Source organism: Bradyrhizobium sp. (genome assembly GCF_022844465.1).
In the GTDB taxonomy this organism is placed as follows: Bacteria; Pseudomonadota; Alphaproteobacteria; order Rhizobiales; family Xanthobacteraceae; genus Bradyrhizobium.
In genome coordinates, this window is record NZ_JALHLP010000002.1 from 308,479 (window position 1) to 329,570 (window position 21,092).

The 21,092-nt window shown below is 65.1% G+C and carries 18 protein-coding genes; 11 read left to right on the plus strand and 7 right to left on the minus strand.

Annotated elements, in window-relative coordinates; translation table 11 throughout:
- Positions 1-11 precede the first annotated feature (11 nt).
- Together Q0D31_RS07720 and Q0D31_RS07725 are read left to right on the plus strand one after the other, a co-directional pair.
- Positions 12-341 carry a hypothetical protein gene (locus Q0D31_RS07720; RefSeq protein WP_291847876.1) on the plus strand — a complete coding sequence of 110 codons (330 nt, stop codon included), beginning with the start codon at positions 12-14 and terminating at the stop codon, positions 339-341.
- A gap of 59 nt (positions 342-400) precedes the next feature.
- Complete coding sequence (locus Q0D31_RS07725; RefSeq protein WP_291847879.1) at positions 401-1,243, plus strand: glucose 1-dehydrogenase; 843 nt, start codon at positions 401-403, stop codon at positions 1,241-1,243.
- Between the two features lie 206 nt (positions 1,244-1,449).
- Here the strand turns inward: Q0D31_RS07725 and Q0D31_RS07730 are convergent, their stop codons facing one another.
- Together Q0D31_RS07730 and Q0D31_RS07735 are read right to left on the minus strand one after the other, a co-directional pair.
- Positions 1,450-2,826 carry a cytochrome P450 gene (locus Q0D31_RS07730; protein ID WP_291847883.1) on the minus strand — a complete coding sequence of 459 codons (1,377 nt, stop codon included), beginning with the start codon at positions 2,824-2,826 and terminating at the stop codon, positions 1,450-1,452.
- 189 nt (positions 2,827-3,015) lie between these two features.
- The gene (locus Q0D31_RS07735; protein ID WP_291847885.1) at positions 3,016-4,257 is read right to left on the minus strand and encodes an LLM class flavin-dependent oxidoreductase; all 1,242 of its coding nucleotides are present in this window, start codon (positions 4,255-4,257) and stop codon (positions 3,016-3,018) included.
- Positions 4,258-4,730: 473 nt separating this feature from the next.
- On the opposite strand from Q0D31_RS07735, the gene Q0D31_RS07740 reads away from it, so the two are divergent.
- A complete protein-coding gene (locus Q0D31_RS07740) occupies positions 4,731-5,933 on the plus strand; it encodes a PHB depolymerase family esterase (protein WP_291847887.1) in 1,203 nt (400 codons plus the stop codon).
- 18 nt (positions 5,934-5,951) lie between these two features.
- Here the strand turns inward: Q0D31_RS07740 and Q0D31_RS07745 are convergent, their stop codons facing one another.
- Positions 5,952-6,620: an MBL fold metallo-hydrolase gene (locus Q0D31_RS07745; protein WP_291847889.1), complete on the minus strand. Its 669-nt coding sequence runs from the start codon at positions 6,618-6,620 to the stop codon at positions 5,952-5,954.
- 160 nt (positions 6,621-6,780) lie between these two features.
- Between Q0D31_RS07745 and Q0D31_RS07750 the strand changes: the two genes are divergently transcribed.
- On the plus strand, positions 6,781-7,266 hold the full coding sequence (locus tag Q0D31_RS07750; RefSeq protein ID WP_291847891.1) for an MmcB family DNA repair protein: 486 nt from the start codon (positions 6,781-6,783) through the stop codon (positions 7,264-7,266).
- A 36-nt stretch (positions 7,267-7,302) separates the two neighbouring features.
- On the opposite strand, the gene Q0D31_RS07755 is transcribed toward Q0D31_RS07750, so the two are convergent.
- Together Q0D31_RS07755 and Q0D31_RS07760 are read right to left on the minus strand one after the other, a co-directional pair.
- A complete protein-coding gene (locus Q0D31_RS07755) occupies positions 7,303-7,857 on the minus strand; it encodes an ActR/PrrA/RegA family redox response regulator transcription factor (RefSeq protein ID WP_291847894.1) in 555 nt (184 codons plus the stop codon).
- A 109-nt stretch (positions 7,858-7,966) separates the two neighbouring features.
- Entirely contained in the window at positions 7,967-9,292 is a 1,326-nt protein-coding gene (locus Q0D31_RS07760) for an ActS/PrrB/RegB family redox-sensitive histidine kinase (RefSeq protein ID WP_291847897.1), read from the minus strand.
- A 130-nt stretch (positions 9,293-9,422) separates the two neighbouring features.
- Between Q0D31_RS07760 and Q0D31_RS07765 the strand changes: the two genes are divergently transcribed.
- The 4 genes from Q0D31_RS07765 (at position 9,423) to Q0D31_RS07780 (ending at position 13,515) form a co-directional block, all read left to right on the plus strand.
- On the plus strand, positions 9,423-10,211 hold the full coding sequence (locus Q0D31_RS07765) for an ABC transporter ATP-binding protein (protein ID WP_291847900.1): 789 nt from the start codon (positions 9,423-9,425) through the stop codon (positions 10,209-10,211).
- Positions 10,208-11,026 carry an ABC transporter permease gene (locus Q0D31_RS07770; RefSeq protein WP_291847903.1) on the plus strand — a complete coding sequence of 273 codons (819 nt, stop codon included), beginning with the start codon at positions 10,208-10,210 and terminating at the stop codon, positions 11,024-11,026. Before Q0D31_RS07765 ends, Q0D31_RS07770 begins: the two co-directional genes overlap by 4 nt.
- A gap of 122 nt (positions 11,027-11,148) precedes the next feature.
- Entirely contained in the window at positions 11,149-12,477 is a 1,329-nt protein-coding gene (gene phaZ, locus Q0D31_RS07775; RefSeq protein ID WP_291847906.1) for a polyhydroxyalkanoate depolymerase, read from the plus strand.
- A 198-nt stretch (positions 12,478-12,675) separates the two neighbouring features.
- A complete protein-coding gene (locus tag Q0D31_RS07780) occupies positions 12,676-13,515 on the plus strand; it encodes a SprT family zinc-dependent metalloprotease (RefSeq protein ID WP_291847909.1) in 840 nt (279 codons plus the stop codon).
- Between the two features lie 28 nt (positions 13,516-13,543).
- Here the strand turns inward: Q0D31_RS07780 and Q0D31_RS07785 are convergent, their stop codons facing one another.
- A complete protein-coding gene (locus Q0D31_RS07785) occupies positions 13,544-15,769 on the minus strand; it encodes a penicillin-binding protein 1A (protein WP_291847912.1) in 2,226 nt (741 codons plus the stop codon).
- 231 nt (positions 15,770-16,000) lie between these two features.
- Here Q0D31_RS07785 and Q0D31_RS07790 point away from each other — a divergent pair, with 231 nt between their 5' ends.
- Complete coding sequence (locus Q0D31_RS07790) at positions 16,001-16,426, plus strand: DUF1330 domain-containing protein (RefSeq protein ID WP_291847915.1); 426 nt, start codon at positions 16,001-16,003, stop codon at positions 16,424-16,426.
- A 96-nt stretch (positions 16,427-16,522) separates the two neighbouring features.
- Here Q0D31_RS07790 and Q0D31_RS07795 read toward each other — a convergent pair whose 3' ends face one another.
- Positions 16,523-19,318: a [protein-PII] uridylyltransferase gene (locus tag Q0D31_RS07795; RefSeq protein WP_291848166.1), complete on the minus strand. Its 2,796-nt coding sequence runs from the start codon at positions 19,316-19,318 to the stop codon at positions 16,523-16,525.
- Positions 19,319-19,526: 208 nt separating this feature from the next.
- On the opposite strand from Q0D31_RS07795, the gene Q0D31_RS07800 reads away from it, so the two are divergent.
- Complete coding sequence (locus Q0D31_RS07800) at positions 19,527-20,036, plus strand: OsmC family protein (protein WP_291847918.1); 510 nt, start codon at positions 19,527-19,529, stop codon at positions 20,034-20,036.
- Between the two features lie 141 nt (positions 20,037-20,177).
- Positions 20,178-20,975 carry a hypothetical protein gene (locus tag Q0D31_RS07805; RefSeq protein ID WP_291847921.1) on the plus strand — a complete coding sequence of 266 codons (798 nt, stop codon included), beginning with the start codon at positions 20,178-20,180 and terminating at the stop codon, positions 20,973-20,975.
- Positions 20,976-21,092: the final 117 nt, after the last annotated feature.

Consider the following 21,092-nt stretch of genomic DNA (forward strand, 5'->3'; position numbering starts at 1 on the left):
GAGAAGTCCCGATGCCCGCGCGCCTGCTTGTCGCCCTCACCATCATCTCGCTGGCGCTGCAAACCGGCATCGCTCGCGCCGACGCCATCGACGGCGAGTGGTGCAGCACCGACGGCATGCGGATGTCGATCAGCGGCGAAAAGATCACGACGCCGGGCGGCAACAGCATCCTGGGCAATTACAGCCGTCACGCCTTTGACTACGTCGTGCCGGCAGGCGAGCGCGGTTCGGGCGAAATCGTCAGCATCATCCTGCGCAGCGAATACCTCGCGATGTCGCGCCAGGGTGCGGTTGATGGTCCGCTGCGGGAGTGGCGGCGCTGCAAGGAATCCATCAGCTGAGGCCGCAACGCGCCAGGTTGTTCCTTTGACACCGGGCGATCAACAAAAGGGAAGAGCACATGGGACGGTTGGACGGCAAGGTGGCGGTCATTACCGGCGCGACCAGCGGCATCGGATGGCACACCGCGGAAATCTTCGTCGCCGAGGGCGCCAGGGTCGTGATCGCCGGGCGGCGCGCGCCGGAAGGCGAGGCGCTGGCCAAAAAACTCGGGCCGGCCTGCATCTTTCGCCAGACCGACGTTACGGTCGAGGCGCAGGTCCGGGCGCTGATCGCGCTGTCGGTGGAGAAATTCGGCCGTATCGACTGCCTGTTCAACAACGCCGGCGGCCCGGCGCAGACCGGCGGCATCGAGCGCCTTGAGGTCGAGCGCTTCGACGCCGCGATGGCAACGCTGGTGCGCAGCGTGATGCTCGGCATGAAACACGCAGCCCCTCATATGCGCAAGCAGGGTTCGGGCAGCATTATCAACAACGGCAGCATCGCCGGCCGGCTGGCCGGGTTTTCGTCGTCGATGGTCTACAGCGCGGCCAAAGCCGCCGTCATCCACCTGACCAAATGCGTGGCGATGGAGCTTGGCGAATCCAATATCCGCGTCAATTCGATTTCGCCCGGCGCGATCGCCACCGGCATCTTCGGCAAGGCGCTCGGCCTGTCGGTGGAGGCCGCCGAAAAAACCCCGGCGGTGATGCGCGAGGTCTACAAGGCGGCGCAGCCGATTCCGCGCGCCGGACTGCCGGAAGACATCGCGCACGCCGCGGTGTTTCTCGCCAGCGACGAATCCTCCTTCGTCAACGGCCACGATCTGGTGGTCGACGGCGCGATGACCGGCGGCCGCAACTGGAGCCAGCAGCAGCAAGGCTATGTCGCCCTGCGCAAGGCGTTCGACCAGGGCGCGGGGTAGGCGGTAGCCCGTCATTGCGAGCGAAGCGAAGCAATCCATGCGGCTAGAAAGAAAGAGTGGATTGCTTCGTCGCTTCGCTCCTCGCAATGACGGCTAAACATTGAATTGGGTAAGGAGACACGCAAATGTCTGCAACATTCCGCGCGTCGCCGCTAACCGAAGCCGTCCGTTTTACCTTGTCGTGATGACCGGCCTGGCCTGCGCCTTCACACCGGCTTCAGCACCACCCGCAGGCCGTCGCGCGGCTTCGGGATCGGCCAGATCTGCCAGTCGGGCTTGTAGCCGGGCTCGAGCGAGACGCTGAGATTCTGCAGGAAGTGCCGCGCGAAACATTTTGCCTGCATGTAGGCGAAGTGCAGGCCAAGGCACATGTGCGCGCCGCCGCCATATGGCACCCAGGCGAAGCGATGGCGGTTGCGTTGCGCCTCGTCGGTGAAGCGCAGCGGATCGAATTTCTCGGGCTCGGACCAGATATCAGGCATGTGATGGGTGAACAGCGGATTGATGCCCACCATGCTGCCGGCGGGGATCGCGTAGCCCTTGAAGGTAAAGTCCCGGATCGCCCGTCGTGGCATCGACGGCACCGGCGGCTTCAGCCGCAGCGCCTCCTTGAACGCCATCTCGGTCAGCGGCATCGCCTCGAGATTGTCGAAGCTGGTGGGTGCGCTCGGCGCCAGGCCAAGGCCGGAAACCTCGTCGCGCAGCTTCTGCTGCCACTCCGGATGGGCGGCCAGTTCGCCCACGAACGACGTCAGCGAAGAAGTCAGCGTGTCGTGCGCCGCCATCATCAGGAAGCTCATGTGGTCGACGATGTCCTGGGTAGAGAGCAGCGCGCCGTCTTCATGGGTGGCGTGGCAAAGCTGCGAAAATAAATCATCGCCGCCGCCCTTGGCGCGGCGGATCGGGATCTGCTCGGAGAAATAGGCGACGATGCGCTTGCGGCCGCGGACGCCGCGCGCCATCGGCGTACCCGGCAGCGGCTTTCGGATCACCGCGACGGAAGCGGCGACCATGTCGACAAAGGCGTTGGTGATTTCGTCCACCTCCGGGCCGAGGCCGGCGCCGAGAAAGGAGGTCGCCGCGAGGTCGAGCGTGAGCTGTTTCATCGCGGGATAGAACAGCATCGGCCCAGGCGCTGCCTTCCACTGCGCCACCCGCGCGGCAATGCCGGTATCGAGCTCACCGAGATAGGATTTCATCGGGCCGGACTTGAATGCCACCGACAGCGCCCGCCGGTGCAGCCGATGCTCCTCGAAGTCGAGCAGCATCAGCCCGCGCGGAAACAGCAGCCCTAGAATCCGTCCCCAGCCGAGCGTCGAGGAAAACTGCTTGGCCTGGTCGAACAGCACCAACTCGTTGGCCTCCGGCCCGAGCAGAACAATGCTGGTTTCGCCGAACAAATGGCTGCGATAGACCAGGCCGTATTTCTTCGACTGCCGTTCGACCTGCCCCTTGGGGTCGGCGAGCACCTCCAGCGTCTTGCCGATCAACGGCCAGCCCTCGTCGCCTGGAATATGGGTCAGCGAATTGCGCCGTGGCGGGGTGAAACTGTAGACGGGGGAAGCAATACTCTGCATCGACATGGCGATTGCTCCGGGTGGGCGGCGGAATCGCTGATATTATCCACCGTGCTGCCGGTTTTGTCGCGGCCTGAATCCGGCCGGGTCGCTCTCGGCATGGTCCGGACTGGTAAACAACCCGTTGTTTCATCGTCGCAAAAACGGCGCGGAATCATCCGCGCCGTTCAGAAGTTCTTTTTCCGGCGGGTTTCTTCACGCCTTGCGCTTGGCGGCTTCCTTCTGCAGGTCCGGCGCGTTGATGGTCGGGATCGCCACCCGGCCGGGGCCCGTCAGCGGCAGCGCCGCGGCGGCCTTTTCGTTTTCCATGATCTTGGCCATCACCGCCTGGCCCGCGCGCTCGAACACCGCGCGGTTCTCGATCAGGAATTTTTGCGACTCGCGCAGTCCTTTCATGTAGCCGTTGATTTCGGGGATGACGTAGCGCGCAACCATGTCCCAGCTGCGGCGGGTATTTTCCGGGTTGGCCCAGTCATGCACGAAGCCGATGATGGTGCCGACGCCGCCCGAGACCTGCATCAGGTTCTTGATGGTCCTGACAAGGTCGTCAGGCGTGCCGATGGTGGAGGCGGCGTTCTCGCCGCCGGCGGTCTTCTCGATCGCATCCTCCGGCGAGGAGAACGGCTCTACTCCCGGCCGTTGCAGCGTGCGGACCGTATACTCGTTGTGCCAGCGCATCAGGCCGGGGCCGGCCTCGCGGTAGGCCTGTTCACGGGTCTCGGCGATATGCCAGCTCAGCAGCACGCGCCAGTCGGCGCGGCTCACGGTAGTGCCGGCCTTCTTGGCGGCGTCCTCGGCAAAGCCCCATTGCGTCGGCAGCGCCATCAGGCCCTGCGTCGACATCGAACCGAGCGAGATGATGCCGATGCCGTATTTGCCGGCGAGCGTCATGCCCGACGGCGAAATCTGCGACGCCACCACGCACGGCATCTCCTCCTGCAGCGGCAATAGCTGCAGCGCGGCGTCGTTCATGGTGAACCAGTCGCTCTTGGCGGTGACGCGCTCGCCCCTGAACAGCCGGCGGATGATCGCGAGCGCCTCGTCCTGGCGGTCGCGCTGCGTCATCGGGTCGATGTTGAGCGTGTGCGCGTCGGAGGCCAGCGCGCCCGGCCCCGACCCGAAGATGGCGCGGCCGCCGGTCATCCAGTCGAGCTGCACCATGCGCTGCGCGACATTGTAGGGGTGGTGGTAGGGCAGCGAGATCACGCCGGTGCCGAGCTTGATGCGCTTGGTGCGTTCGCCGGCGGCGGCCAGGAACATCTCCGGCGAGGCGATCATTTCCCAACCCGAGGAATGGTGCTCGCCGCACCAGAATTCGTCGAAGCCGAGGCTGTCGATCTGCTCGACGAAATCAAGGTCGCGGCGGAATTGCAGCAGCGGATTCTCGCCGATCGGGTGATGCGGGGCCAGGAAGGCTCCGAATTTCAGGCGCGCCATGGGGGTGTTCTCTCCGGATTTATTGTTGAATTTATTGTTTTCTGGAATTGCTCGGGTCGCACGCTACGGGGTGGGCAGGGGCAAGGCAATGCTCGGAACCCCGCCGCCAGCGCATGGTTGCCGCGCGCGGTTGGCCGACTTGCCGTTGGCTTTGCTTGAGCGCCTTGTCATTCAATCAGGCTTCGCGAAACGCGCGTCGGGGTCGCATGGATCGCTAGCTGTCTCGGCTTTCATGGCGGTCATGGTTGAGTGAGGCATCAACTAGAGCGGCGTCGATCAGATGCCCGTCCTCCGCAAATGCCGGCCGGACGATCCTGCGAGTCGAATCAATTGTCACGTCCCGATTAACAAGTTTAAGTCAACGGAAAAAATTTGATTGTGGGGAAAGACAGCGTGCGACCTTTTTATCTTGCAGTGCAGCAACTATCTATTCCGAGTGGCGTTATCGATTGTAACCTGCCCGGAGTCGCCAATTGTCCCTCTACAACAACGTTGAGTTCCTGCGCCATTTGCCGAAATTGAACGGCTTCAGCGGGTTCGCAAGCCAAGGGCGCGACGCCTCGTCCGCGGAATCCAGCCCGCTGGTCGAATCGAGCGGGTTCGGCACCAATCCCGGCGCGCTCCGGATGCTCACCTTCGTGCCGGACCAGCTGCCGCACGGGTCGGCGCTGGTGGTGGTGCTGCACGGATGCCGCCAGACCGCCGCCGGTTACGATGTCGGCACCGGCTGGTCGACGCTCGCCAGGCGCTACGGCTTTGCGCTGCTGATGCCGGAGCAGCAGGCCGCCAACAACGCCAACACCTGTTTCAACTGGTTCAATCCGGGCGATGCCGCGCGCGGCAGGGGCGAAGCCGCGTCGATTCGTCAGATGATCGCGCGCATGGTCGCGCAACACAAGATCGATCCGGCCCGGATCTATGTGACGGGGCTCTCCGCCGGCGGCGCCATGACCTCAGTCGTGCTCGCGACCTATCCCGAAGTATTCGCGGGCGGCGCGATCATCGCCGGCTTGCCGTTCGGTATCGCCAGCAATGTCCGGGAAGCTTTGGGCGGCATGATGCGGTCGACGTCGCTTCCCGCCGATGAATTGGGCAACCGTGTGCGCAAGGCCTCGAAGCACCGGGGGCCCTGGCCGAAGGTCTCGGTGTGGCACGGCAGCGCCGATCGCACGGTGAACCCGGGCAACGCCGACGAGATCGTCAAGCAGTGGCTCGATGTTCACGGCCTGCCGCCCGAGCCGATGTCGACCGGGGAGGTGGATGGCCATCCGCGCGCGGTGTGGTGGAATGCAGACGGCGAAACCGTCGTTGAATCCTACACCATCACCGACATGGCGCATGGCACGCCGCTGGGACTGGCCGGCAGTGACGAGCCCTATGGCGCCGAAGGCGCGTTCCTGATCGAGGCCGGGATATCGTCGTCCTATCACATCGCAAGTTTCTTCGGCCTGACCGGGCGGCTTGCCGAAACGGCAGCGCCGGTGGCCAAGGCGTCGACGGAACCATCGGCGGCGACGGAATCGCTGCGCTCCGCCGATCTGACCGCCACGCTCTGGTCGCGGGCCCACAAGCCGGTTCGTCAGACCCAGCCGGTGGCGCCGCAGCCCAGGCGTCGGGGCATCGATGTTAGCGACGTCATCACCCGGGCATTGACGGCGGCAGGATTGATGAAGTAGCCGCGCGCCGCGGTCAGCTCACATTTCGCCGGTGATGAACGGGTTGGTAATCCGCTCTTGGCCGATGCTGGAGCCGGCGCCATGGCCACAGATGAAGCCGACATCGTCGCCAAGCGGCAGCAGCTTCTCCTTGATCGAACTGATCAGCGTGGCGTGGCTCCCGCCGGGCAGGTCGGTGCGTCCGACCGAGCCGTTGAACAGCACGTCGCCGACATGGGCGAAGCGCAATTCCCTGTTGAAAAACACCACGCTGCCGGGCGAATGGCCGGGGCAATGCAGGATCTCGAAGGTCAACTCGCCGATCGAGACCTGATCGCCCTCGTCGAGCCAGCGGTCGGGGCCGAAATCGCGCACGCCGGTCATGCCGAAGCGTTCGCCGCTGCTGACGACATTGTCGAGCAGGAATTTATCGGCGATATGCGGGCCTTCGATCTTGACCTGCAGGGCGTCGCGCAGCTCCGCGGCGCCCCCGACATGGTCGATATGCCCGTGCGTCAGCCAGATCTTCTCGACCGACACGCCGGCCTGTGCGATCGCTTCGAGGATCTTGGGCACGTCGCCGCCGGGGTCGATCACCACGGCCTTCTTGCTCGGCTCGTGCCAGATGATGGTGCAGTTCTGCTCGAACAGCGTCACCGGCACGATCATCGCGCCGGCCTTGGCCTGGGTGTCTGCTGGCTGGGTCATGGCCGCAGATTGCCGATTTTTTGCCGGCCGCCAAGCGAAAGATGCGCGCATCTGGGGCCGAGCCGGACATGCCTCTTGCCGCCCGATTGATCGGGTTCCCGCGGACGCTTGCCATCCTGTCCATGGTGCCGGCAACGCCGTAATCGGGTAGGCTGGACGGATGGAATCGCCCGCCCGCCAGATCAGCCTCGTCCCCGCGCCCGACCGCCGCCAGTCAGAGACGGCGCTGGCGATCGCGCGCGGCGCCGCGCGGCTGTTGCGCTCGCTGGGATTTGCCTGCGTCAGCGAGCTGCCGCTGCCCTCGGGTCGGCGCGCCGATCTGGTGGCGCTGAACGAGCGCGGCGAAATCTGGATCATCGAGATCAAGTCATCGTTGGAGGATTTGCGCGCCGACCAGAAATGGCAGGACTACCGGATGCATTGCGACCGGCTGTTCTTTGCCTTCACGCGAGATCTGCCCTGCGAGATTTTCCCCGGCGATACCGGTCTGATCGTCGCCGACGCCTATGGCGCCCACCTGCATTGCGAGGCGCCCGAGCATCGGCTGCCGGCGGCGACGCGCAAGGCGATGACGGTGCGCTTTGCGATCGCCGCCGCCCAGCGCATCAACCGCCTGGTCGACCCGCAGGGCCACGGGGAGATTTAGGAAACCGATGGCTGCCCCTCATCCTGAAGGAATGCCTCACCGTGGCGCGCGCTTCGCCAAAATCCGCTGCAGGGTTCGGCGGTGCATGTTCAGCCGCCGCGCGGTCTCCGAGACGTTGCGGTTGCACATCTCGTAGATGCGCTGGATGTGTTCCCATCGCACCCGGTCCGCCGACATCGGGTTCGACGGCAGTTCGGATTTCTCGCTGCCACTGGCAAGCAGGGCTGCGACCACGTCGTCGGCGTCGGCGGGCTTGGACAGATAGTCCACCGCGCCCATCTTCACCGCGGTCACGGCGGTAGCAATGTTGCCATAGCCGGTCAGCACGATCGCGCGCGCTTCGGGGCGCTTGCGCTTCAGCGCCGACACCACGTCGAGCCCGTTGCCGTCGCCAAGCCGCAGATCCACCACGGCAAACGCCGGCGCGGACTTGTTGATCTGCGCCAGGCCGTCGGAGACACTGTCGCACGACGTCACCGCGAAGCCGCGGGCCGCCATCGCCCGCGACAGCCGCTCCAGGAACGGCTTGTCGTCCTCCACGATCAGGAGCGAACGGTCGGCGTGATCATCCAGTTCGGTGATGGCGTTCAAGGCCGGTTATCCCCTGTTCAAGTGTAGCTGATATGGCGTGGCGACATGGTTCTGCCAAGGCTGCGAATGGGACCAATCGGTCCGCTTTCAAAGGGTCCATGGCACTGCTTCAGTCGGCCGGTCCGGCGGTGCTTTCTTCTCCCTCGAAGCGCACGCGCGGCCAAACGATGCGGACCACGGCGCCGTGATCGGGAAAAGTCCGGTTGGTGAATGATACCTTGGCGCCGGTCCGCTCCAGCAGGGTGCGGGCGATGAACACGCCAAGACCGAGGCCCGCGCGCGGCCTTTGGGCCTCATCGGCGCCGCGCCGTCGCGACAAATAAGGCTCGCCGATCCGCTTCAGCAGGTCGGGGGCGATGCCCGGTCCATCGTCGGCAATGACGATTTCGACGGTATCGGCATTCCACCACGCGTTCACTTCCACCCTTTTCCGCGCAAAATCGACGGCGTTTTCCAGGATGTTGCCGACGCCATACAGGATCGCCGGATTGCGCGCGCCGACCGGTTCGCGCGTAGCTGCGACAGCAAGCCGCACCTTGATCTCGATGCCGAAATCGCGGTGCGGCGCCACCGTCTCCTCGATCAGCGTCGACAGCGGCATGCGGTCGAACGGCGCGCCTGAAGCGGAAAGCTGGGTGATCTTGGCCAGGATGTCGCGGCAACGCTGCGCCTGTTCACGCAGGGTCTTGAGGTCGGCGGTCAGCTGGTCGTCGCCTTTGACGGATTTCTCCAGCTCGCGTGAGATCAGGAAGATCGTCGACAGCGGGGTGCCGAGTTCATGCGCGGCGGCGGCGGCCAGGCCGTCGATCTGGGTCAGGTGCTGCTCGCGGGTCAACACCAGCTCGGTCGCGGCGAGCGCATCGGAAAGCTTGCGCGCTTCCTCCGCGGCCTGGAACGCGTAGAGGCTGGTGACGCCGATGGTCAGCAGGATTGAGGTCCAGACGCCGAGCAGGTAGATCGGCGGCAGCACCAGCGGTTCGTCACCCTCCCACGGCAGCGGCAGATGAAAATAGACCAGCGCCGAGGCGCAGCCGACCGCCAGCAGGCCGAGCGCGACCGTCAGCCGGATCGGCAGCACCGTCGCCGAAATCAGGACCGGGCCGAGGAACAGGAAGGAAAACGGGTTCTGCAGCCCGCCGGTCAGGAATAGCAGTGCGGCGAGTTCGACGATGTTGAGCGCCAGCAAGCCGGCCACAAATACCGGTTCCAGCCGTCGCATCGGGTTGAAGGCGATCTGCAGCGCGAGATTGAGCAGCGCCGAAACCGCGACGATGGCGACGCAGGCGACAACGGGAACTTCGAATTCCAGCCCCTGCGCGACGATGAAGATCGCCATGAGCTGGCCCAAGGCCGCCAGCCAGCGCAGCCGCAGGATCGTATCCAGACGGACATAGCGACCAGGATGGCGGAAATCGGAGGCAGCGACGTCGGTCATGGCATCATTCTAGCCGTGAGGGCGCGCGATCACAAATTGGCGAGGTTTCTCCGCCGATCCCTGATGCTCAAGGCCGGGCGCGAGGCGCGGCTTGCGATATCCTCCGCGATGCCGCAATGAACGGTCCGAAATGGTTAACAGCGACATCACGCCGGCCCCATCGCCCGCGGCCGATAGGGCCGCGATCGACGTTGCGCATCTGACAAAAGTCTACAAGACCACGCGCGCCGTCGACGACGTGTCGTTTCGGATCAAGCGCGGCAGCGTTACCGGCCTGCTCGGCGGCAATGGCGCCGGCAAGACCACGACCATCGCCATGATCATGGGGCTGGTGTTGCCGACTTCGGGCTGCATCCGGGTGCTCGGCCATGCGATGCCGGAAGAAGGTCCGAAGGTGCTGGGCCGGATGAACTTCGAAAGTCCCTATGTCGACATGCCGATGCGGCTTACGGTGCGGCAGAATCTCACCATTTTCGGTCGGCTCTATGCGGTGGCCAATGTCGGCGAGCGGATCGCGCAGCTCGCCGCCGACCTCGACCTCAACGACTTCCTCGATCGCGCCAACGGCAAGCTGTCCGCCGGGCAGAAGACCCGCGTCGCGCTGGCAAAGGCGCTGATCAACCAGCCCGAACTGCTGCTGCTCGACGAGCCGACCGCTTCCCTCGACCCAGATACTGCCGATTGGGTGCGGCAGCATCTGCTCGACTATCGCAGCACCCACGACGCCACCATCCTGCTGGCGTCGCACAACATGCTGGAGGTGGAGCGGCTGTGCGACCGCGTCATCATCATGAAGCGCGGGCGCGTCGAGGACGACGACAGCCCCGACCAGATCATGGCGCGCTACAACCGCGCCACGCTGGAAGAAGTGTTCCTCGACGTCGCGCGCGGGCGGGCGCCGGTGGCGGAGACGTCATGAGCGAGGTTGCCGTGCATCGCGGGAGCTCGGCGCGCCGCATCCAGGCGATGGTGTTGCGCTACTGGTACCTGCTGATGTCGTCCTGGCCGCGGCTGCTGGAACTGGTCTACTGGCCGGCGCTGCAGATCATCACCTGGGGGTTCCTGCAGACCTACCTTACCCAGACCTCCGGGTTCTTTGCGCGCGCCGGCGGCTCGCTGATCGGCGCCGTGATCCTGTGGGACATCCTGTTCCGCGGCCAGCTCGGACTTTCGATCTCGTTTCTCGAGGAGATGTGGGCGCGCAATCTCGGCAACCTGATGATGAGTCCGCTGCGGCCGATCGAGTTCCTGATCTCGCTGATGATCATGAGCCTGATCCGGCTCGCGATCGGCGTGATTCCGATGACGCTGCTGGCGCTGGTGTTCTTTGACTTCAACTTCTTCGCGATCGGACTGCCGCTGATCGCTTTCTTCTGCAACCTGATCTTCACCAGCTGGTCGATCGGGATTTTCGTTTCGGGTCTGGTGCTGCGCAACGGACTGGGCGCCGAGAGCATCGTGTGGACGCTGATGTTCGGCCTGATGCCGCTCGCCTGCGTCTATTATCCGGTCGCCGTGCTGCCGGGCTGGTTGCAGTACCTGGCATGGACGCTGCCGCCGACCTATGTGTTCGAGGGCATGCGCGCGCTGTTGATCGACGGGGTGTTCCGGAGCGACCTGATGGTCTACTCGCTCGTCATCAACGCGGTGCTGCTGGCCGCCTCGTTTGCGATCTTCCTGGCGCTCTTGCGCAGCGCCAAGCGCCATGGGTCGCTGCTCGGCGGCGGCGAATAGGCCAGTTCCAGTGTTTTTACGGTCATTTCGCTTGAATTTGGGGTGTATACCGCCCCCCGCGCATTGACGCTTAATTACCCTTTCGGCAGTATGCTGCGGCGCAAAACAGGGATCAAAGATAGATGCCGATTGGTGAATTTGGCGGCGCACCGCCACTGGTGGCCGAAGGCAGTCCGGCGCTCACGACGCCGATGTATTGGATGTACGAAATGGGCCATGCGTCGCTCAATCCGGCGCGTGCCGTGACCGACGCCACCAAGATCCTGTTTCAAAATCCGCTTAATCCCTGGTCGCACACCGAATTCGGCAAATCGATCGCCGCGGCCTGCGAATTGTTCGAGCGCACCACGCGTCGTTACGGCAAGCCCGAATGGGGTCTCGATACCACGGAAGTCAACGGCGTTCGCACGCCGGTCGAAATCCGCTCGATCTGGGAAAAGCCGTTCTGCCGGTTGCTGCACTTCGATCGCAAGCTGACGCGGCCCCTGCGCAACCCGCAGCCGCGGGTGCTGATCGTGGCGCCGATGTCCGGTCACTACGCCACGCTGTTGCGCGGAACGGTCGACGCTTTCCTGCCGAGCCACGAAGTCTACATCACCGACTGGACCGACGCGCGGATGGTGCCGGTCACCGAGGGCCGCTTCGACCTCGAGGACTATGTCGACTATGTGATCGAGATGCTGCATGTGCTCGGCGGCAACATGCATGTGGTCGCGGTGTGCCAGCCATCGGTGCCCGTGCTCGCCGCGGTCTCGGTGATGGAAGCGGCCCGCGATCCCTTTGTGCCGGTGTCGATGACGCTGATGGGCGGCCCGATCGACACCAGGCGCAACCCGACCGCGGTCAACAACCTCGCTGCCGAGCGCGGCATCGAATGGTTCCGCAACCATGTCATCACCAAGGTGCCGTTTCCGCATCCCGGCATGATGCGCGACGTCTATCCGGGCTTCCTGCAGCTGTCGGGCTTCATCAGCATGAATTTCGACCGCCACAGCGACGCCCACAAGCGCCTGTTCAGCAACCTGGTGAAGGGTGACGGCGATCTGGTCGACAAGCATCGCGAGTTTTACGACGAGTATCTCGCGGTGATGGATCTGACCGCGGAATATTACCTGCAGACGGTCGATGTCGTGTTCGTCAAGCACGCGCTGCCGAAGGGCGAGATGACCCATCGCGGCAAGCCCGTCGATCCATCGAAGATCCGGCGCGTCGCGCTGATGACGGTGGAAGGCGAGAACGACGACATCTCCGGTCTCGGGCAAACCGAAGCGACGCATGCGCTTTGCTCGTCGATTCCCGATCATCGCCGCGTGCATTACGTGCAAAAAGGCGTTGGGCATTACGGCGTGTTCAACGGTTCACGGTTTCGATCTGAAATCGTGCCGCGCATCTCCGATTTCATGATGTCTGCGGCGACTGCAAAGCCGACATTGGTAGCTGCGGCGGAATAGCCCGCGCCGGCCGTCCGGTTGCCTCGATCGATAAGATGCTGACGAGACTGACAGAAATACAGATTCGCGCCTGATTCAAAGAATGAACCCAGATTCGATTTTTGGCAGTGCCTCAAGGCGCCAAACCAGCCCAAAAATTTCCCTCCCAACCACAGCCGGTAGGGGTAATTTGCCTAAAACCCCCTGTATATTGGGCAAATGATTTGTTTTTGCGCGGAGAGATTTCATTGGCGGCGGATATGGCAGAATTCAGGGGAACTCTTGCTCCCCGGACTGTCAGACATGGCTACGCGCGCGCTCCTGTATCGGCGGCCTGCCGAACCCGCGACTCTATTGGTCAAGCACGGCTCGCAATTCTTTGCGATTCGGCTGCGCCGGCATCGCCGCGCGCGTCGTTACACGCTGCGCATTCATCCGACCGACCGCGAGGCGATCCTGACCATGCCGCCGCGCGGCACGCTTGCTGAAGCCAAGGAATTTGCGCGGCTTCACGGTGGCTGGATCGCCGCGCGTCTCGGCCGCCTGCCCAAGGCGGCGCCGTTTCAGGCCGGCACCGTGCTGCCGCTGCGCGGCATGCCGCACCGGATCGTGCATCGCGCCGGCGAGCGCGGCACGGTGTGGACGGAGATCCGCGACAGCGGCGAGAAGATTCTGTGTGTTGCCGGCGGCGACGAGCACATGGAGCGGCGCGTGCACGACTTTCTCAAGCGTGAAGCGCGCAAGGAATTGCACAAGGCGTCGCTGGCCTACGCCGCAGACCTTGGCGTCAAGGTCAAGCGGGTTTCGATTCGCGATCAGTCGAGCCGCTGGGGTTCATGCACCTCGGCTGGATCGTTGTCGTTTTCCTGGCGTCTGATTCTCGCGCCGCCCTACGTGCTGGACTATCTCGCCGCGCACGAGGTCGCGCACCTCGTCGAGATGAATCATTCGGCGAGGTTCTGGCGGGTGGTCGGCCGGGTATGCGGCCATGTCGAGCGCGCCAAGCGCTGGCTCGACACCCATGGCAACGACCTGCATCGCTACGGCATCCAGGATTAGGCCCTCTATCCGGCGCTTGGCGATCCCCCTAGCGCCCGAACAGCCGATCCACCAGCCAGCCATCCAGACCCGCCGCCGGCTCCGGACGTGCGGAGGACGGCGCCGACGTTCGCGTCGGCGGCGGCCGATGGCCGCTCTCAGCGACGACCGGCGCGAGCGGGGCTGGCGTCCGTCCCGATGAAGCCGGCGCGCTGATGTGCGAGGCGGCTTGCGTCAGGTTCGACAGCCCCCAGCCCGCCTGTGCAATCGGCAAACCCGCCGCCGGCAGGCCCTGGTGGGCCGCGCGCATGAAGCGGGTCCAGATCGTCACCGGCAAGCCGCTGCCGCTTGCCTTGCGGGTTGGTGAATTGTCGTCATTGCCGAGCCAGACTCCGGTGACGAGGTTGGCGGTGTAGCCGATGAACCAGGCATCGCGGAAATCCTGGCTGGTGCCGGTCTTGCCGGCAGCGATCCAGCCGGGAACCTCGGTCTTGCGGGCGGTGCCCGACAGCAGCGTCTCCCGCAACATGGTGTTCATGGCCGCGGCATGGCGCGGGTCGATCACCTGGCCGGGCCGATCGGGGGGCCGCGCGTACAGCAGCTTGCCGTCCTGGGTGCGGATCCTGGTCACGACATGCGGCGAAACGCCGAGCCCGCCATTGGCGAACGGCGCGTAGGCGCCCACCAGTTCGGTGAGCGAAACTTCGGAAGTCCCCAGTGCGAGCGAGGCGTTGGGCTCGAGTTTCGAGGAAATGCCGAGGCGGTGCGCGGCGCGAACCACGTTCTTTGGCCCGACCTCCATCCCCAGCCGCACCGCTACAGTGTTGAGCGAATTCGCCAGCGCCTGCGTCAGCGTCACCGCGCCAAAATACTCGTGGGTGTAGTTCTCGGGTCGCCAGCCCTTGATGTCGAGCGGCGCATCCAGCCGGGTTGTTTCCGGCGTCAGCCCAGCCTCGATCGCGGTCAGATAGACAAACGGCTTGAACGCCGAGCCGGGCTGGCGTCGGGCGGTGACCGCGCGGTTGTACTGGCTCTCGGCGTAGTTCCGGCCACCGACCATGGCCCGCACCGAGCCGTCAGGCGTCATCGCCACCAGCGCACCCTGGCTGACGTTGAACCTGACGCTCTTGGCGGCGAGTTCGTCGATGATGGCGGCTTCCGCCACCTTTTGCAGCTTCGGATCGATCGTGGTCTCGACCACGATGTTCTGGTCGATCTGGCCGACGAGGTCGTCGAGCACCTCGCCGATCCAGTCGGCGACGTAGTTGATGGTGCCGGCGTCGACCGGCTTCACATGGTAGGACGGATGCCCGGTCGAGGCTTTCGCCTGCGCTTGGGAAATGAACTTGGCCTCCGCCATCGCCGCCAGCACCAGCCGGGCGCGCTGCTCGGCGCCCTCCGGATTGCGGTTCGGCGCCAGCCGCGACGGCGACTTGACCAGGCCCGCCAGCATCGCGGCCTCCGCCAGGGTTACGTTTTTCGCCGACTTGCCGAAATAGCGCTGGGATGCCGCCTCGACGCCGTAGGCGCCGGACCCGAAATAGACGCGGTTCAGATAGAGCTCGAGGATTTCGTTCTTGGAATGCTTGCGCTCCAGCCACAGCGCCAGCTCGGCCTCCTGCAGCTTTCGCATCATGGTGCGTTCCTGGGTCAGGAACAGGTTCTTGGCGAGCTGCTGGGTCAGCGTCGATCCGCCCTGCGAGACCCCGCGGTGCAGCACATTGGCGAGCGCGGCGCGCGCGATGCCGACGGGGTCGACGCCGTAATGCGAATAGAAGCGGCGGTCTTCGATGGCGATGAAGGCCTTCGGCAGGTGGGGCGGCAGCTCCTTCAGCGCGACATTGGCGCCGGGCATTTCGCCGCGCGTGGTCAGCACGCTGCCGTCGAGGCCGACGATCTGGATCGTCGGCGGTCGCTTCGGAATTTCCAGCGAATGGATCGCTGGCAGGTGGGCGCCGACCCAGACCACGACGCCGACAAAGGCGATCACGGCCCACAGGCCGAACACCGCGCCCCAGTATAGCAGGCGGCCGAGGCGGATCCGACGCGATCTTGCGCGACGCCTTGCGCCGCTGCGACCCGCGCGCGGCTTGCGCTCGCGCGCCGGCTCGTCGTCGTCCTCGTCTTCGGGCCTGGGCTTTTGCGCCGGTTTCCTCGGCTTGTCGTCGGCGACCTGGACGCGGTCGGCAGGCGACAGTCGCAGGTCCGCCAGCGCTGCCGGAAGCCCGAACAGCGGCTCCTTGCGTCCGCCGCTCCTTTTCCGTCCCCACGCCATGCCAAACGCCGCTCACGCCCTTCCGACGCACGCTAGCGCGGGCAGTTTAAGGGTCGGTTAAGGAGAGGTTAATCCGGGATTAGGAGGTGCGGCGGCGCGTGGTAGAAAGAAAGCGGTGCGGGCGAACGCCCGTCGCGCGATTGACGCGGGGGTGGAGTCCGCGTCGCGTTGCGATAGCGCGTCCACGGCAAAAAGACAGGTACCAGGTTAAAGCTGGACGAGGAGAAAGCGATGGGTCACATCGATCCGACCAGGGAAGTATTCGCGCAATTCCGGGCCAATGACCGGCCGGGCCCGATCCACATGCTCAACCTGGTCCGGCTGCGCGCGCAGGCGGCCTATCCCGATGGCCGCAAGGCGACGGGCGCGGAAGCCTATGCGGCCTATGGCAGGGAAAGCGCGCCGGTCTTCGCGCGGCTGGGCGGCCGGATCGTGTGGCAGGGGCGGTTCGAGCTGATGCTGATCGGGCCCGCGGACGAGCGCTGGGACCATTGCTTCATCGCCGAGTATCCAAGTGTCGCGGCGTTTGCGGAGATGATCCGCGATCCGCTCTACCGCGAGGCGGTCAAGCACCGCCAGGCCGCGGTCGAGGATTCGCGCCTGATCCGGCATGCCGTGCTGCCGGTGGGAAACGCATTCGGCGAGATTCCGGCGTAAGGGCGGCGCTGGCGCCGCCCTCGAAGCGGGAGCGCGTGATCCCGGCGCTTGCCGTTGAGCCTCGTCATCTGAACCTGCGTGGAGACTGAAAGCGGCTTAAGCCGCCGGCTGCGCGACGTCGTCCTCGCTGGCCAGCAGATGCAGCAGCGCGCTCTTGATCGCAGCCTGCCGCGTCGGCGCCGTGATCTGCGCGCCCAGCAGGTCGGTGACGTAGAACACGTCGCGGGCGCGCTCGCCAAAGGTTGCGACATGGGCGGAGGCAATGTTGAGGTTCAGCTTCGAGATCGCGGTGGTGAGCTGGTACAGCAGGCCGGGGCGGTCGAGGCCGGACACCTCGATCACGGTGTAGCGGTCCGACCACTGGTTGTTGATGGTGACTTCCGGCTCGACCACGAAGGCGCGCATCTTGCCGCGGTTGGCGGCCTTGCGCGCCACCGCCTCGGGCAGGCGCAATTTGCCTCCGAGCACCTGCTCGATCATTTCGCCGATGCGGGTGGCGCGGCGTCCCTCGTCCTCGTCGCGGTCGTACTCCCTGGAGATCGCGATGGTGTCGAGCGCGCGGCCGTCGGTGGTGGTGTAGATTTGCGCGTCGACGATGTTGGCGCCGGCGGAAGCGCAGGCGCCCGCGATGATCGACAGCAGCCAGGGGTGGTCGATCGCAAGTATCGTCAGTTCGGTGACGGCGCGCGCCTCGTCGAAGCCGACATTGATCGAAAGCTGGTGTCCGGCCTGTTCGCTGGCCCGGAGAAACCGCGCATGGCGGATCTTGTGCGCAAGATCGACCTTGAGCCAGTAGGCAGGATAATGCCGCCCGATATAGGCGTTGAGCTCCCGCTCCGGCCATTCGGTAAAGGCGGCGCGGAACTCGGCCTGCGCCACGGCGATCCGCTGCGCCCGGTTCACTTCGGAGAAGCCGCCGGTCAGCACCGGCTCGGTTTCGTAATACAGCGTGCGCAGCAATTGCGCCTTCCAGCCGTTCCACACCCCGGGACCGACGCCACGGATATCGGCGGTGGTCAGGATGGTCAGGAGCTTCATCTGCTCGACGGACTGCACGACGGTGGCGAAATTCTCGATCGTCTTGCGATCGGAAAGATCGCGCGATTGCGCCACGGTGGACATCGTCAAATGCTGCTCGATCAGCCACGCCACCGTTTCGGTGTCGGCGACGCTGAAGCCGAGCCGCGGGCACAGCCGCCGCGCAACCCTGGCGCCCGCGATCGAGTGATCCTCGGGACGACCCTTGGCGATGTCGTGCAGCAGCGTGCTGATGTAGATTACCGCGCGATGATCGGGGCGGATCTTGCGGAACAGGTCGCTGGCGACCGCGAATTCGTCGTTGCCGCCGCGTTCGATCTCCTGCAGGTGGCCGATGCAGCGGATCAGGTGCTCGTCCACCGTATAGTGGTGGTACATGTTGAACTGCATCATCGACACGATCTTGCCGAAGGCGCGAATGAAGTGGCCGAGCACGCCGGTTTCGTTCATGCGCCGCAACACGTTCTCGGCGTTGTCGGAGGTCAGGATTTCCAGGAACAGCCGGTTGGCTTCGGGGTTTTCCCGAAGCTGGGTATCGATCAGCCTCAGCGAACGCGTCACCGTCCGCATCGCGTCGGGATGGAAGGCGAGGCTGTTCTTCTGCGCCAGCCGGAAAATCCTGATCAGGTTGACCGGGTCATGCTTGAAGACGTCGGGAGCGGCGAGGTTGATGCGGTTGTTGTCGATGATGAAGTCGTCGCTGTCGGGCACGCGCCGCCGCTGGGCGGCCGGCCGCAGCCGCGCCACCACGCGGCTCAACACTGGCGCAGGCTTGGCCTGTTCCTCCTCCAGCTTCGCGCACAGGATCGCGGTGAGGTCGCCGACGGCCTTGGCGATCAGGAAGTAATGCTTCATGAAGCGTTCGACGTCCTGCATGCCGGGATGCGAGGTGTAGCCAAGCCGGACCGCGATCTCGCGCTGCAGGTCGAACGACAGTCGCTCCTCGGCGCGGCCGGAAACGAAATGCAGGTTGCAGCGGACCGACCAGAGGAAGTCGGCGCAGCGGCGAAAGGTGCGGTATTCCTGGGCGTCGAACACGCCGCGCCCGACCAGTTCGTCGGTCTCGCGCACGCGGTAGACATATTTTGCGATCCAGAACAGCGTGTGCAGGTCGCGCAAGCCGCCCTTGCCATCCTTGACGTTGGGCTCGACCAGGTAGCGTGATTGCCCGGCGCGGCGATGACGATCCTCGCGTTCGGCGAGCTTGGCGGTGACGAAATCGGAAGCAGTTCCCTGCACCACGTCCCTGTCGAACCGCGCGAGCAGTTCGTCATAAAGCGGTTGGTCGCCGGTCAGGAAGCGCGTCTCGAGGATCGCGGTGCGGATCGTCATGTCGCCGCGCGCCTGCCGGATCGATTCGTCGACCGAGCGCGTGGCGTGGCCGACCTTCAGCCCCATGTCCCAAAGGCAGTAGAGGATGGCTTCCGCGACCTGTTCGCCCCAGGCGGTCTGCTTGTAGGGCAGGATGAACAACAGGTCGATGTCGGATTCCGGCGCCATCAGGCCGCGGCCGTAGCCGCCGGTCGCGACCACGGCCATGCGTTCGGCGCCGGAGGGGATGTGCGAGCGATAGAGATGCCGCGTGGCGGCGGAATAAAGGATGCGGATGATCTCGTCCTGCATGAAGCACAGCCGCTCGGCGCAGCGGCGGCCGTGGCGGTCCCTCAGCAGCACCGCCTGCGCGGTGGCGCGCGCGGCGATCATCTCGCCCTTGAGCAATTGCGCCAGCGCCGAACGAAACACGTCCTCGCGGCCGGCGTGTTTTTCGGCGAGCGCATCGACCGCGGCGGTAATCCGCGCGGTATCGAAACGCTCATCCGCCCCGGAGCGGGCCTCGGTCACGACGCTGTCCATGGTCTCCCCGATATCGGACGGCGCGCGGCCTGTCACGGGTGATTGCAAGCCGGATCGAGGCTAGGCCGCGGCCGGGCCGAATTCCAGCCCCAACCTGTTGAAAAGGCCGGTGTTCATAAAGACGGACGCGCGGCCGGCGGAAAGCCGGTGGTGACACCGGCTCGATCGCCGACTATATCCGATGCATCACCAAAGTGGGGAGAAGACGATGGACGCCGCCGAACTCCGCGCAATGCAAGCTCCGATCAAGGAACGCTATAAGTCGGACCCCTCGGCCGCGGTCATCACCCTCAAGGCCAGGGGCTCGATCGATCGTGAAGGCATCGCCTGCAAGGTCGAGACCGGCCGCGCGCTGGCGGTGGCCGGCCTGCACAAGGGGACCGGCGGCTCCGGGCTCGAACTCTGTTCGGGCGACATGTTGCTGGAGGCGCTGGTGGCCTGCGCCGGCGTGACGCTGAAGTCGGTCGCCACCGCGATCGAAGTACCGCTCCGCAGCGGCAACGTCATCGCCGAGGGTGATCTGGACTTCCGCGGCACGCTCGGGATCGACAAGGAGGCTCCGGTCGGTTTCGCCGAGATCCGCCTGCGCTTCGAGGTTGGAACCGACGCGCCGCAGGACAAGCTCGACCTGCTGCTGAAACTCACCGAGCGCTATTGCGTGGTCTATCAAACCATCAGGAACGGGCCGACGGTGTCGGTGTCGATGAAGCGGGTGTGAGGAACAGCGGCTCGACGTCGCCGCTGCGAACGCAGGGGCCCATAGCCACCGGCGTCGATGGGTGCGGAAGGTATCTCAGCTCACCGCTTGAAATCGAGAGGCAGCGACGTGGGTTCCTGCGTTCGCAGGAACGACAAATAAATGTCCCCTGAACTCGCCTTCGGGCTGACGCTTGGCCTGCGCATGGCGATCACGGCGGCGTTCGTGGTGACCGCCTCCATCGTCACCGAACGATCGGGTCCGGTGATCGGCGCGCTGGTGGCGACGCTGCCGATTTCGGCGGGGCCGTCCTACGTCTTCCTGGCGCTCGACCATGACGCGGCTTTCATCGCCGAGGCGGCGCTCGCCAGCCTTCCGATCAACGCCGCCACGATCCTGCTCGCGCTGGTCTATGTCGTGCTGGCGCAGCGCCACGGCGCGCTGCTCAGTTGCGTGGTGGCGGTGGCAGCATGGCTGATGCTCGCCGCCTGCATTCGCTCGATGCAGTGGTCATTGGCCGGCGGCTTGATCGCGAACGCGATTGTCTTTGCCGCCTGCGTGCCGCTGCTCGCCCGCTACCGCCACGCCAAAATGCCGCCGATCCGGCGGCGCTGGTACGACATTCCGCTGCGGGCCTCGCTGGTGGCAACATTGGTGGCGACCGTGGTCACGCTGTCGGGCTGGGTCGGCCCCAAGGTGAGCGGCATGATCGCGCTGTTCCCAGTGGTTTTCACCTCGATGATGCTGATCCTGCACCCGCGCATCGGCGGCCCGCCAACCGCGGCCGTGCTCGCCAACAGCGCCTGGGGGTTGATCGGACTCGGCATCGCCCTGTCGGTGCTGCACGTGGCGGCGCTTCGGTTTGACTCGGCAATCGGGTTGAGCCTGGCGCTGGCGACGTGCGTCGGCTGGAATCTCGGCCTGTGGTGGATCGGGCGAAGGAAGAGGGCTGCGCCGTGATGCCGTCATTCCGGGATGGTGCGCTAGCACCAGACCTCAGATGCGCAATTGCGCATCGGGGAATCTCGAGATTCCGGGTTCGATGCGGACGCATCGCCCGGGAATGATGGCATCAAG